Below are 13,437 nucleotides of genomic sequence, written 5' to 3' on the forward strand. Positions count from 1 at the left end.
ACCGAAGTCGGTTCGCCAGGGCGGGTGTCGGCCCCCTGCTCGGCGAGGAGATTTCCGGCGTGCGGTCCGACCTTTTCCCCGATCTCTTCCACGGCGCTTGCGTCGACGATTGCGGCCCGATGGAGCTAACGCGCGGCGAACGCGTGCTGCTTTGGATGCTGCGCCAGTGGGTGACGGCGCGCGTGCTGGACCAAGAACCGGGCGCGCGCCTGTCGCGAGAGGCCGGCGCCCTCGTCTCCCCGCGCGTGGCGTCGGCCTTCATCCTGATGATGACGACCATCGAAGGCCAGGTGCGCCGCCCCCTGTGCATCGCCGCCCCCTGCCGCCAGGGTTACGCCGAGGACGAGCAGCGGCTGATCACCGCCTGCGGGGTCTGCCCGGCCTCGCCGGAGATCGCCGGCCGGCTACTGGAGGATATGGTGACGACGCCGGAGCCGGTGATCGTCGCCGCTCGCTTTCTGAACATGGCCCTGGCCCATGACGCGCTGGCCCTGCCGCTCCGGTTCGACGAGCCGGCGCGCGCGCCGACGGCGCGGCCGACCTTGCACTGACCTCTACCGATACCCTTGATGCGCCAGGCGCTGGGCCAAGGCTCGGGCCGCCATCTCGACGTCGCGCCAGGTCGCGTCGAAGTCGCTGGCGTCGCCGTAATAGGGATCGGCCACCGCCTTGCCCTCATAACCGGGCACAAGATCCAGCAACAAACCCAGCTCCGCCGTCGCGTCCCGAGGCGCCAAGGCCCGCAGGCCGCTCAGATTGGTCTCGTCCAACGCGTAGATGTGGGTGAAGCTGCGGAAGTCGTCCTTGGTCACCTTGCGCGCCCGTTGACGGGTGATGTCGACGCCGTTGCGCCGCGCGGCGGCGATGGCGCGCGGATCCGGCGGCTCGCCGGCGTGCCAGCCGCCCGTGCCGGCGGAGTCGATGAGCACGTCAAGCTGCATCCGCTGGGCCTCGGCCCGGAACGCGCCCTCGGCCAGGGGCGAACGACAGATGTTGCCCAGGCATACGAACAGAACCGAAGCTTTCGCCATCAAGCCCTTCCCCAGCCGCCGCCGCCCGGCGTCTCGATCACGATAGCGTCGCCCGCGCCGACTCGCACCAGATCCGTGGCCGCCAAGGGTTGAACCTCGCCGTCGGCGCGTTCGATACGCGCCGCGCCCAGCGCACCGGGCTGGCCGCCTTCCATGCCGAAGGGCGGGACGCGACGACGGTTTGAGAGCAGCGTGACAGTCATCGGTTCTCGGAAGCCGATCTTGCGCACGACCCCTTCCCCGCCGCGATGCGTCCCTTCGCCGCCGGAGCCGCGCCGGATCGAGAAGGCCTCGACCAGCACCGGATAGCGCGCTTCCAGCACCTCGGGGTCGGTCAGGCGGCTGTTGGTCATGTGGGTCTGGACCGCGTCGGTCCCGTCGAAGTCAGGCCCCGCGCCAGAGCCCCCGCAGATGGTCTCGTAGTACTGCCGTCGATCGTCACCGAAGGTGAAGTTGTTCATCGTCCCTTGCGCCGCGGCCATCACGCCCAGCGCGCCGTAAAGCGCGTCGACCACCACTTGGCTGGTCTCGACATTGCCGGCCACCACCGCCGCCGGATAACGCGGCCGCAGCATCGAGCCCTCGGGGATCACCAACTCCACCGGTCGCAGGCAGCCGTCGTTCATCGGAATCTCGTCGTCCACCAGCGTGCGGAAGACATAGAGCGCCGCCGCCCGGCAGATCGAGGCCGGCGCGTTGAAATTGGTCGGAACCTGGTCGCTGGTCCCGGTGAAGTCGACGCGCGCGGCGCGGGCCTTCTGGTCGACCGTGATCGCGACCTTCACCACCGCGCCGTCGTCCAGTTCGTAGGCGAACGCGCCGCTCTTCATCGTCGCCAGCACGCGGCGGACGGCCTCCTCGGCGTTGTCCTGGACGTGGGCCATGTAGGCCTCGACGACGTCCTGGCCGAACTCGGCGACCATCGCTGTGAGCGCTTCGGCCCCGCGCGCGCAGGCGGCGATCTGAGCCTTCAGGTCGCCGATGTTCTGGTCGGGATTGCGGGCCGGCCACGCGCCAGAGGCTAGCAGGGCCCGGGTCTCGGCTTCGCGGAACCGACCGTCCTCGACCAGCAGGAAGTTCTCGATCAGGACGCCCTCTTCCTCGACCGTCTTGCTGTTCGGCGGCATCGAGCCCGGCGTGATCCCGCCGATGTCGCCCTGGTGCCCGCGCGCGGCGACGTAGAACAGCAGCGCGCCCGCCACATCGAACACGGGCATGACGACGGTCACGTCCGGCAGGTGGGTGCCGCCGTTGTAAGGCGCGTTCAGCATGTAGACGTCGCCGGGCTTCATGCCGCGACCGTCCGAGAGGCGCGCGTCGCGGATCGCCCGCACGCTGTCGCCCATCGAGCCCAGGTGCACCGGCATGTGCGGGGCGTTGGCGATCAGGTTTCCCTCACGGTCGAACAGGGCGCAGGAGAAGTCCAGCCGCTCCTTGATGTTGACCGAATAGGCGGTGTTCTGAAGGGCGAAGCCCATCTCCTCGGCCACGGCCATGAAGAGGTTGTTGAACACCTCCAGCATGACCGGATCGGCATCCGTCCCGATCGCCTTGCGGCTCGGCAGGGCGACAACGCGGTCGAGGATCAGGTTCAATCGGGCGTCGACGGTCGCGCGCCAACCGGGCTCGACGACCGTGGTGCCGGTGGCCTCGCGGATGATCGCGGGACCAAGGATCTCCGCGCCGACCGCCAGGACCACTCGATCGAACACCGGCGTGGCCTGGAGGGCGCCGGCCATGCGTGTTTCGACCGCGGCCAAGGCCTCGGGCGGTCCCATCGCCCTCGTCGCGCCGAAGCTTGGTTCGGCGCCGGCGTCGGCATGGCCGATCGCCTCGACCGACAGGGTCTCGATCACCAGCGCCGTCGCCGGGGAGGTAAAGCCGAACCGGCGCTGGTGCAGCGCCTCGAAGGTCGCGCGGACTTCGGCCGGCTCGCCGAACGGCACGACCATGGGCGTGTCCGTGCCCGCGTACTTCACGCGCAAGGTGGCGAGTGTCTCGACCGATACCAGGGGGATGCCCTGAGCGCGCAACGCGGTCGTCGCCTCGCCGGCCAGAACCGTCGCCCGCGTCGCGAGATCGCCCGCCGCGTTCAGGGGCCGCTCGACCGTCTCCTCCCGGATCAGGCGCAGGTCCGCCAGGCCCATGCCATAGGCCGACAGCACGCCCGCGAACGGGTGGATCATCACCTGGGTCATCCCCAGAGCGTCGGCGACCAGGCAGGCATGCTGGCCGCCCGCGCCGCCAAAGCACGCCAAGACATAGCGCGTGACGTCGTAGCCGCGCTGGATCGAGATTTGCCGCACGGCCTTGGCCATGTTCTCGACGGCGATGGTGACGAAGCCCTCCGCGATCTCTTGGGGCGCCATGACCTTGCCGGTCGCCGACGCGACCTCCGCCGCCATCGCCTGGAAGCCGCGTGTCACGGCCTCGACGTCCAGCGGCTGGTCGGCGCTCGCGCCGAACACCTTGGGAAAGAACTCCGGACGCAGCTTGCCCAGCATGACGTTGCAGTCGGTGACCGTCAGCGGCCCGCCCCGGCGATAGGCCGCCGGTCCGGGAACCGCGCCGGCGGAGGCCGGGCCGACGCGCAGCCGCGCGCCGTCGAAGCCGCAGATCGAGCCGCCGCCGGCCGCCACGGTGTGGATGTTCATCATTGGCGCGCGCATCCGCACGCCCGCCACCACGGTCTCGAAGGCCCGCTCGTACTCGCCCGCGTAGTGGCAGACGTCGGTCGAGGTGCCGCCCATGTCGAAGCCGATCACGCGGTCGAACCCGGCCTCGGCCGCCGTCCGCGCCATGCCGACCACGCCGCCGGCGGGACCTGACAGGATGGCGTCCTTGCCCCGGAAGGCCCGCGCGTCCGTAAGGCCGCCGTTCGACTGCATGAACAGCAGCCGCGTGTCGTGGCCCCCTCTTTCCTTTGCTTGAAGCGCGCCGGCGACCTGGTCCACGTAGCGGCGCAGGATCGGCGAGAGGTAGGCGTCGACCACCGTCGTGTCGCCCCTGCCGACCAGCTTCATCAGCGGGCTGACCTCGTGGCTGACCGAGACCTGGACGAAGCCGATCTCGCGAGCGATGGCGGCGACGCGCGCCTCGTGATCGGTGAAACGGAAGCCGTGCAGCAACACGATCGCCACCGCGCGGAAGCCGGCGTCGTATGCGGCTTGAAGCCCGGCGCGCGCGGCGGCCTCATCCAACGGCCGCAACACCTCGCCCTCGACACTCATCCGCTCGTCGATCTCGACAACGCGGTCATAGAGGGCCTCGGGCTTGACGATATGGCGCTCGAACAGCTTGGGCCGCGCCTGGTAGCCGATCCGCAGCGCGTCGGCGTGGCCCTTGGTGATCGCCAGCACCGTCGGCTCGCCCTTGCGTTCCAGCAGGGCGTTAGTCGCGACGGTGGTGCCCATCTTGACCGCGTCGATCGCCGCGCCCTGGGGCAGCAAGGCGCGCACGCCCGCCACGGCGGCGTCGGCGTAGTACTCGGGATTCTCGGACAGCAGCTTGTGGGTGACCAGCGCCCCGTCCGGCCGCCGCGCGACGATGTCGGTGAAGGTGCCGCCGCGATCGATCCAGAACTCCCAGCCGCGCGGCTGTTGATCGGTTGCGGTCATGAGTTGGGCTGCTCCCTTAGCGCCCCCGTCATAGCGGGTTCACAACCCGTGTCATCCCGGAAGCCTCGCCGAGGCTATCCGGGACCCAGGAGTGACGCAGCGCCGTGCGCGCCGCCCCTGGGTCCCGGCGCAACGCGCTACGCGCTTCGGCCGGGATGACGCGCTTTGGCGGGGTTACCTCAGAACCCCCAGCAACTCCGCCGCCTGCCACAGGCCCAGCAACAGGAAGATCACCGCGGCGCCGATGCGCACGTACTTCAGCGGGACGACCTTGGTGGCGGCCTCGCCCAGGTACACGGCCGGGACGTTGGCCAGCATCATGCCCAGGGTGGTGCCGGCGGCGACCCAGGCGATCGAATGGAACTTGGCGCCCAGGGCCACGGTGGCGATCTGGGTCTTGTCGCCCATCTCGACCAGGAAGAAGGCGATCGTGGTGGTCAGGAACACGCCGTAGCGGCCAGCGTTCTGGCCCTCCTCGTCATCGGCCTTGTCGGGGATCAGGGCCCAGCCTGCCATGGCGATGAAGGAGATGGCGATGGCCCACTTGAACCAGGCGCCGCTCAAGAAGTCCGACACCCAGTAGCCCGCCGTGGCGGCCAGGGCGTGGTTCGCGAGCGTGGCGACCAGGATGCCAAGGATGATCGGGACAGGCTTCTTGAACCGCGTGGCCAGGATGATGGCCAGGAGCTGGGTCTTGTCGCCGATCTCGGCGATGGCCACGACCAGGGTCGAGACGAGCAGGGCTTCCACTGAAATAGTCCTCCGGGCCGGGCGCATGCCAATAGCGTCGATGCCCCACCCGGCCCGGATAGAGATCGGCGCCACTGGTCTCGCCAAGGAAGCTTCAAGTCCGCTTCCCTTCCCCGCGCCATGCTTCCGGAGAAGCAAGTGTGTTGACGGCGGGGCCCGCTGATAGGCGCGGGCGGCTACTCCCCAAAGGTGGGGCGCGTGTAGCGGGTGAGAGAGATCAGGTCAATCTCCCTTCCCCCTTTGACGGGGGAAGGGTCGGGGATGGGGGTGAAGCGGCGGCTCAGCCATAAAGGCCATGGATCACCCCCACCCTCCCCTCCCCCATCGAGGGGGAGGGACTAGACGGAGGCCGGCGCGTCGAAGCGCATCACGTGGATCGCCACCCTCGCCTTGCCGCCGACGAAGTTGCCGCCGACGGCGGTCAGCACAACCGGTGTATCGGCGTAGTAGGCCGTCGGTCCGACAACCCCGATGTTGCTGGAATTCTTGGCCACGCCCAGCGAGCCGCCAAACTTGCTGGCCTCGCCCGCGACGCCGCAGTTGTAGGCGGTGGCGCCCGTGATCGCGGCGGTGGTCCGGGTCGAGACCGCCAGGACGATCGCCCGGTTGGGGATGACGATGCTGGTCGCGGTCGAAGCGCCCGACAGGGTCACCTCCTGCTCCAGGATCTCGAGCCGCGTGTTGGCGAGGCTCGGCGAGGCCGCGGCGGTCAGGCTTCGGAAGGTCGTCGACAGCGGCGTCCAGACGGCGCCGTCGAAGGCCACCATCTGGTTCTCGTCCTTGACCCACGCCAGCACGCCCTCGGCGGGCGCGAGCGCCTCCCAGGCGCCGGCCTCGAAGCGCATCAGAGTGCCGGCCGGTTGGCCCGTCCACGCCGCGCCGGACGCTCCCGTCGGCAGGATCCAGACGCCGCCGGCGACGGGATTGGCCGGCTGCGCGGCGAGGGTTCGGCTTTCGACGGCCAGCTGAATAAGAGCGTCCAGCCGAGCGAAACTCTCGTTGATCGGGATATGCTTCTGCGCCTGGGCGGCGACCACATAGGGCAGGCCAAGGCGGGGCGTGACGTCATCGAACATGGAGCGGCTCCGGGAGCGATGGAAGACGCTCCCAGCATCATGCCGCTGTCAGGGCGGGGGACGGCGCGGTCTCCGTCCCCGTCGAACGCCCGTCTATTCGGCGGCGAAAGCCAAATGATTTCCAGAGGTAAGCGCCGTCTTGGCCGCGAGTTCGGCCTTGGCTTGCTCGTACTCGGCCGCGAAACGCGCGATGAGTTCGGCGGCCGGCAGCACTTCCTTGATCGCGCCGATGCCCTGGCCCGAGCCCCAGATGTCGCGCCAGGCCTTGGCCTCCTGATTGCCGCCGGAGCCGAAGCTCATCTTGGACGGATCGCTTTGCGGCAGGTTGTCCGGATCCAGGCCCGCGGCGACGATCGACGAGCGCAGGTAGTTGCCGTGCACGCCGGTGAACAGGTTCGAATAGACGATGCCGTCGGCCTGGCCTTCGACGATGGCGCGCTTGTAGCCTTCCACCGCGTTGGCCTCCTCGGTCGCGATAAAGGCCGAGCCGATATAGGCCAGATCCGCCCCCATCGCCTGGGCGGCCAGGATCGAGCGACCGCAGGCGATCGAGCCCGACAGCGCCACCGGCCCGTCGAACCACTGGCGGATCTCCTGGATCAGGGCGAACGGCGACAGCGTGCCGGCGTGGCCGCCCGCGCCGGCCGCGACCGGGATCAGGCCGTCCGCGCCCTTCTCGATCGCCTTGCGGGCGAAGCGGTCCGTGATGACGTCGTGCAGCGTGATCCCGCCGTAGGAGTGGATCGCCTGGTTCAGGTCCTCGCGGGCGCCCAGCGAGGTGATGACCACCGGGACCTTGTACTTCACGCACAGCTCGATGTCTTCCTCGAGCCGGTTGTTCGTCTTGTGAACAATCTGATTGACGGCGAAAGGCGCCGAGGGGGTGTCTGGGTTAGCCTTGTCGTAGGCGGCCAGCTCTTCGGTGATCCGCGCCAGCCACTCGTCCAGTTGCGACAGCGGGCGCGCGTTCAGCGACGGGAACGAGCCCACGATGCCCGCCTTGCACTGGGCGATCACCAAGTCGGGATTGCTGATGATGAACAGCGGCGAGGCGATGACGGGAAGGCGCAGGCGGTCACGCAGGATCGGCGGCAGGGCCATGGGCGAAGGTTCTCCCCTTTGGAGATCGGCTTGAGCGCCGAATATATGATCACCGTTCAGCTTAAACGCTCGTTTGGCGCTCGCGCAAGGCTTGACGGCCGTAGCGGCAGGGGCGCATCACGATCAAAAATAACAATGCTGCAGTGCAGGAGAGAGACGCTTTGACCGAGGCGACCACGCCCCTGGCCGAGGACTTTGGTCCGCAAGGCGACGACGCCACCCGCGCGCGTTGGATGGCCCTGGTCGAGAAGACCCTGAAGGGTCAGAGCTTCGAGGACACCCTCACCACCGCCACGCCGGACGGCGTGACGATCCAGCCTCTCTACACCGCCAAGGACGGGGTCGCCGTCGCCCGCGACCTGCGCCTCCGCGACGCCGAGCGGCCGTGGGACCTGCGCGTCCGCGCCGCCCATCCCGATCCAGCGCGCGTCGCCAAGGACGTGTTGACCGACCTCGAAGGCGGCGCGGCCTCGGTGCTTTTGCAGCTCGATCCCTCGGGCGAGAATGGTATCGCGGTCGGCTCGGCCGATGATCTCGCCAAGGCCCTGTCGGGCGTGCTTTTGGACCTGGCGCCCGTGGCGCTGGACGCCGGTTTCCTGGGTCCGAAGGCGGCCGACTGGCTGGGCGCCCTGGCCAAGGCCGCGCCGAACGCGCCGCTGGCTTTCCACCTCGATCCGCTGACCGCCTTCATGCGGGCCGGCTCCAGTCACGGCCCGATCGAGAGCCACGTCTTCAACGCCGCGACCGTGGCCACGCGCCTGGCTTCGACCTACGCCAAGGCCAGCCTGTTCCTAGCCACCGGACGCGCCACGCACGAGGCCGGCGGCTCGAACGTCGAGGAACTGGCCGCCATGACCGCGGCCGCCCTCGCCTACGCCAAAGCGCTGACGCGATCGGGCCTGTCGACGCGGGAGGCCTTCGACCGCATCGTTCTGGGCGTCAGCCTGGACGGCGAATACTTCACGGGCGTCGCCAAGCTGCGCGCCGCCAAGGCGCTGTGGGCGCGCCTGACCGAGGCTTGCGGCGTCTCCGTTTCCGCCAAGATCGAGGCCCGCTCGTCGCGGCGGATGCTGGCCAAGGCCGACGCCTGGACGAACCTGTTGCGGCTGACCTCGGCCGGGTTCGCCGGGGCGGTCGGCGGCGCCGACGCCATTGTGCTGGACGCCTTCACCGACGCCATCGGCCTGCCCACCGCCTTCGCCCGCCGCCAAGCACGCAACACCCAGCTGGTCCTGATGGAGGAGAGCAACCTCGGCCGCGTCGCCGACCCGGCCGGCGGGGCCTGGTACCTCGACAGCTTGACCGACCAGCTGGCCCGCGCCGCCTGGAACGACTTCCAGGCCATCGAGGCCGCCGGCGGGATCATCAAGGCGCTGGAGAGCGGCTTCGTGGCCAGCGGCGTCGCCAAGACCCGCGCGGCGCAGGAAACCGCCTTCGCCGACAAGACCCGCAAGATCCTCGGCGTCACCGTCTTCCCCAACGCCGACGACAAGACGCCGGAGGTCGAGACGCCCGATCCGGCCGCCTTCGCGGTCGCCGCGCCGGACGTCCGCCTCCCCGGGCCGGACAGCAAGTGCGCCGCGCTGACGCCCATCCGCTTCGCCGCCGCCTTCGAGGGAGCCTGAGCCGTGACCAAGTTCCCAGACTTCACGACGATCGACTTCGCCGAGGTCGCCCCCGGCGCCGCGCCGGTCGGCAAGGCCTGGAGCACGCCCGAGGGCGTCGATGTCGCCCCGGCCTTCGACGCCAGCGACATCCAGGGCCTGGACTTCCTGGGCGGCTATCCGGGCGTCGCGCCCTATGTGCGCGGCCCCTACCCTACCATGTACGTGACCAACCCGTGGACGGTGCGCCAGTACGCCGGCTTCTCGACGGCCGAGGACTCCAACGCCTTCTATCGCCGCAACCTGGCGGCCGGTCAGATGGGCCTGTCGGTGGCCTTCGACCTCGCCACCCACCGGGGCTATGACAGCGACCACGAGCGGGTGAAGGGCGACGTCGGCATGGCCGGCGTGGCCATCGACTCGATCCTGGACATGCGCACGCTCTTCTCGGGCATCCCGCTCGACAAGATGAGCGTGTCGATGACCATGAACGGCGCGGTGCTGCCGATCCTGGCGCTCTACATCGTCGCGGCCGAGGAGCAGGGCGTCAGCCCCGACAAGCTCTCCGGGACGATCCAGAACGACATCCTCAAAGAGTTCATGGTGCGGAATACCTACATCTATCCGCCCGCGCCCTCGATGCGGATCATCTCGGACATCTTCGCCTTCACCTCGGCGAACATGCCCAAGTTCAACTCGATCTCGATCAGCGGCTATCACATGCAGGAGGCCGGCGCGACGGCCGACCTGGAGCTGGCCTACACCCTGGCCGACGGCGTCGAATACGCCCGCGCCGGCGTCGCGGCCGGCATGAGCATCGACCAGTTCGCGCCGCGCCTGTCGTTCTTCTGGGCGATCGGCATGAACTACTTCATGGAAGTGGCCAAGATGCGCGCCGCGCGCCTGCTGTGGGCCCGCCTGATGAAGCGCGAGTTCGAGCCCAAGGACGACCGCTCGCTGTCCCTGCGCACCCACAGCCAGACGTCGGGCTGGTCGCTGGCGGCCCAGGACGTGTTCAACAACGTCGCCCGCACCTGCGTCGAGGCCATGGCCGCCGTGAACGGTCAGACCCAGAGCCTGCACACCAACAGCCTGGACGAGGCGCTGGCCCTGCCGACCGACTTCTCGGCCCGGATCAGCCGCAACACCCAGCTCTTCCTGCAGATGGAGAGCGGCACGACCCGTGTCGCCGACCCTTGGGGCGGCAGCTACTACGTCGAGCGCCTGACCTACGAGCTGGCCCAGAAGGCCCTCGCCCACATCGAGGAAGTCGAGGCGCTGGGCGGCATGGCCAAGGCCATCGAGCAGGGCCTGCCCAAGCTGCGCATCGAGGAAGCCGCCGCCCGCACCCAGGCCCGCATCGACAGCGGCAAGCAGAGCGTCGTCGGCGTCAACCGCTACAAGCCCGAGGTCGCCGACGACATCCCGGTGCTGAAGGTCGACAACGGCTCGGTCCGCGCCCAACAGCTGGAGAAGCTGGCCCGCCTGAAGGCCGAGCGCGATCCGGCCGCCACCGAGGCCGCCCTGAAGGCTCTGGAGGACGGCGCGCGGGGGAACGGCAACCTCTTGGCCCTAGCCGTCGACGCCGCCCGCGCCAAGGCCACCGTGGGCGAGATTAGCTACGCGCTGGAGAAGGTGTTCGGCCGCCACCGCGCCGAGATCAAGTCGATCCAGGGGGTCTACATGAAGGAGGCCGGCAACGATCCGAAGACCGCCCGCGCCAAGGCCATGGTCGAGGCGTTCGAGCAGGCCGACGGCCGCCGCCCCCGCATCCTGATCGCCAAGATGGGCCAGGACGGTCACGACCGGGGCCAGAAGGTCATCGCCACGGCCTTCGCCGATCTCGGCTTCGACGTCGATATCGGACCGCTGTTCCAGACCCCGGCCGAGGCCGCGCGCCAGGCGGTCGAGAACGACGTGCACGTGGTCGGCGCCAGCTCGCTCGCGGCGGGTCACCTGACCCTGGCGCCGGAGCTCAAGGCCGAGCTCGCCAAGCAAGGCCGAGACGACATCCTGATGGTGGTCGGCGGGGTCATTCCGCCCCAGGACTTCCAGGCTCTGCGCGACGCCGGGGCGGCGGCGATCTTCCCGCCGGGCACGGTGATCGCCGAGGCGGCCATCGAACTCCTGGACCAGCTCAACCGGCAGCTGGGCTACACGCAGGAAGCGGCCTAGACGGACCTACGCCGGAACAGACCGCGCTTCTTCTGGCTCCGCTCGAAGGCGACTTCCTCCGGCAGGCCATGACGCGCCTCGATGTCCTTCTGCAGCGCCTTGGCCGCCATCAGGTGGCCGGGGAAGATCGTGTCCACGGCCCAGCCGAGGACCGGCACGGTGTCGGAGAGGTTATCGGCGGCGAGATAGGCCGCCATCCTGCCCATCGTGCTGGGCGAGGCCTTGGCGTGAGCGGCATGGAACAACAGCAGCGCGCCCGCGCCCAGGCCGTAGGCGAGGCCCACGCCTGGAACCCAGGCCAGCACGCCGTCGAGGCCGATACCAACAGGGCCCACGCCGATCAGGCGGTCGGAGAGACGCTTGATGGTCTCGGCCGCCCGCCAGGCGCGGTGCGCCTTGAACCGCGCGTCATCCACGGGGCCCGTTCGCGGGCCAGCATAGGCGGCGGCCATTGAGACATCCTCGGTCATGCTCGCAGAACGCTCCGTCTCGGACCTCGTTGCATGGGTATCAGATCGTGCCGCGTCGACGCCGCGGCAAGTGCCAGGCCGTCGCGTCGCCGACCCGTTTGGGTTTCGCGATCTGACCGCGTCGGCTAAGCGAGGACTCGTGAACCCTGGTCTCGACATAGACGTCCTCGAACAGCGCCTGGTCGGCGGCGACCGCGCCGCCCTGGCCCGCGCCATCACCTTGGTCGAGAGCCGCCGCGCCGATCACCAGGTCGCGGCGCGGACCCTGCTGTCCCGGCTCATGCCGCTGACCGGCCGCGCCCAGCGGATCGGGATCACCGGCGTGCCCGGCGCCGGCAAGTCCACGACGATCGAACGGTTCGGCTGCGACCTGATCGAGGCCGGCCACAAGGTCGCGGTGCTGGCCGTCGATCCGTCCTCAGGCCGACACGGCGGTTCGATCCTGGGCGACAAGACCCGGATGGAACAGCTCAGTGTCCAGCCCAACGCCTATATCCGCCCTTCCCCGTCCGGCGGCGCGCTGGGCGGGGTGGCGCGTAAGACCCGCGAGGCCATGCTGCTGTGCGAGGCGGCCGGGTTCGACGTGGTCATTGTCGAGACCGTCGGCGTCGGCCAGTCCGAGACGGTCGTCGCCGACATGGTCGACATCTTCCTGGCTCTGCTGATCCCCGGGGGCGGCGACGAGCTGCAGGGCATCAAGAAGGGCCTGATCGAGCTGGCCGACCTCCTGGTCATCAACAAGGCCGACGCCGATCCGGCGAAGGCCGAACGCTCGGCGCGCGACTATCGCAACGCCCTGCATATCCTGACCCCCGCCCACCCGGACTGGACGCCGCCGGTGCTGACCGCCTCGGGCCTGACGGGCCTGGGCCTCGACGTGCTGTGGACCCAGATCCAGCGCCATCGCGAGATCATGACCGCCAATGGCGCGCGCGCCGCCCGGCGCGCCGACCAGGACGCGCGGTGGATGTGGGCGATGGTCGAGGATCGTCTGCGCGACGCCTTCCGAAACGCGCCGGCGGTGGCCGCTCTGGCGCCGGACCTCGAAGCGGCCGTGCGCGCGGGACAAGTCCCCGCCTCGGCCGCCGCCGACAAGCTTCTGGATGCGTTCGGCTTGCTTTGACCGTCCGGTCTAGCGCTCCGCCAATCGCGGGCGGTCGATCACCGCTGACATCGCCGCTTGAGCGGCTTTTCACTCATGTCTCGCGGATGGGAACAGCGGGCCAACGGTGCTAGGACGGGCCATGGTTCGCAAAGTCACCGCCAAGATCGTCCCCGCCAGGGATCCGACCGCCGAGGCCGATCGCGCCTGGTTCGAAGCCAACACCGAGCGGCGCTTCCGGCTGCGCGATCCCGCGCCGCTGGAATTCAGGGACCCGCTGGGCGATCCGGGCGACGGCTTCTCGTGGCGCGTGCTGGTCGCGAGACTGCCGGACGGGGGTCGGTTGCGACTGCCGATTTCCCTGTCGTGGGAACTGCACAACGACCACGCCAAGGATCAACACCTGCGGATCCTGTTCGACCAGATCGCGCCGCCGGAAGCCAAGGCGCGCCTAGGCTAGTCCTATGGACGCGGCGCCGGGATCGCGCCCCCTCGCCGCATGACCCGCGCG

11 protein-coding genes are annotated in these 13,437 nt (G+C 69.4%); 5 read left to right on the forward strand and 6 right to left on the reverse strand.

What is annotated here, in order from left to right; genetic code table 11:
• The first annotated feature begins 59 nt into the window (after positions 1–59).
• On the forward strand, positions 60–551 hold the full coding sequence (locus J2728_RS12370; protein ID WP_309999528.1) for a hypothetical protein: 492 nt from the start codon (positions 60–62) through the stop codon (positions 549–551).
• Positions 552–554: 3 nt separating this feature from the next.
• On the opposite strand, the gene J2728_RS12375 is transcribed toward J2728_RS12370, so the two are convergent.
• The 5 genes from J2728_RS12375 to J2728_RS12395 form a co-directional block, all read right to left on the reverse strand.
• Positions 555–1,031, reverse strand: a complete 477-nt coding sequence (locus J2728_RS12375; protein WP_309999529.1) for a low molecular weight protein-tyrosine-phosphatase — start codon at positions 1,029–1,031, stop codon at positions 555–557.
• Positions 1,031–4,648 carry a hydantoinase B/oxoprolinase family protein gene (locus tag J2728_RS12380; protein ID WP_309999530.1) on the reverse strand — a complete coding sequence of 1,206 codons (3,618 nt, stop codon included), beginning with the start codon at positions 4,646–4,648 and terminating at the stop codon, positions 1,031–1,033. The genes J2728_RS12375 and J2728_RS12380 overlap by 1 nt, the downstream gene beginning before the upstream one ends.
• A gap of 174 nt (positions 4,649–4,822) precedes the next feature.
• The gene (locus tag J2728_RS12385; protein WP_309999532.1) at positions 4,823–5,398 is read right to left on the reverse strand and encodes a TMEM165/GDT1 family protein; all 576 of its coding nucleotides are present in this window, start codon (positions 5,396–5,398) and stop codon (positions 4,823–4,825) included.
• A gap of 338 nt (positions 5,399–5,736) precedes the next feature.
• Complete coding sequence (locus tag J2728_RS12390) at positions 5,737–6,474, reverse strand: DUF2793 domain-containing protein (protein WP_309999534.1); 738 nt, start codon at positions 6,472–6,474, stop codon at positions 5,737–5,739.
• A gap of 93 nt (positions 6,475–6,567) precedes the next feature.
• Positions 6,568–7,575: an NAD(P)H-dependent flavin oxidoreductase gene (locus J2728_RS12395; RefSeq protein WP_309999536.1), complete on the reverse strand. Its 1,008-nt coding sequence runs from the start codon at positions 7,573–7,575 to the stop codon at positions 6,568–6,570.
• Positions 7,576–7,808: 233 nt separating this feature from the next.
• Here J2728_RS12395 and J2728_RS12400 point away from each other — a divergent pair, with 233 nt between their 5' ends.
• Together J2728_RS12400 and scpA are read left to right on the forward strand one after the other, a co-directional pair.
• Positions 7,809–9,200 (forward strand): methylmalonyl-CoA mutase family protein, encoded by a 1,392-nt coding sequence (locus J2728_RS12400; RefSeq protein WP_310000100.1) that lies wholly within the window; start codon positions 7,809–7,811, stop codon positions 9,198–9,200.
• Positions 9,201–9,203: 3 nt separating this feature from the next.
• Positions 9,204–11,354 (forward strand): methylmalonyl-CoA mutase, encoded by a 2,151-nt coding sequence (gene scpA, locus J2728_RS12405; protein WP_309999537.1) that lies wholly within the window; start codon positions 9,204–9,206, stop codon positions 11,352–11,354.
• On the opposite strand, the gene J2728_RS12410 is transcribed toward scpA, so the two are convergent.
• Entirely contained in the window at positions 11,351–11,824 is a 474-nt protein-coding gene (locus tag J2728_RS12410; protein WP_309999538.1) for a DUF4112 domain-containing protein, read from the reverse strand. The genes scpA and J2728_RS12410 overlap by 4 nt on opposite strands.
• A 139-nt stretch (positions 11,825–11,963) precedes the next feature.
• On the opposite strand from J2728_RS12410, the gene meaB reads away from it, so the two are divergent.
• Complete coding sequence (gene meaB / locus J2728_RS12415) at positions 11,964–12,947, forward strand: methylmalonyl Co-A mutase-associated GTPase MeaB (protein WP_309999539.1); 984 nt, start codon at positions 11,964–11,966, stop codon at positions 12,945–12,947.
• A 121-nt stretch (positions 12,948–13,068) separates the two neighbouring features.
• A complete protein-coding gene (locus J2728_RS12420) occupies positions 13,069–13,386 on the forward strand; it encodes a hypothetical protein (RefSeq protein WP_309999541.1) in 318 nt (105 codons plus the stop codon).
• Positions 13,387–13,437: the final 51 nt, after the last annotated feature.

It is taken from the genome of Caulobacter segnis (assembly GCF_031454995.1).
Classification (GTDB): domain Bacteria; phylum Pseudomonadota; class Alphaproteobacteria; order Caulobacterales; family Caulobacteraceae; genus Caulobacter; species Caulobacter segnis_E.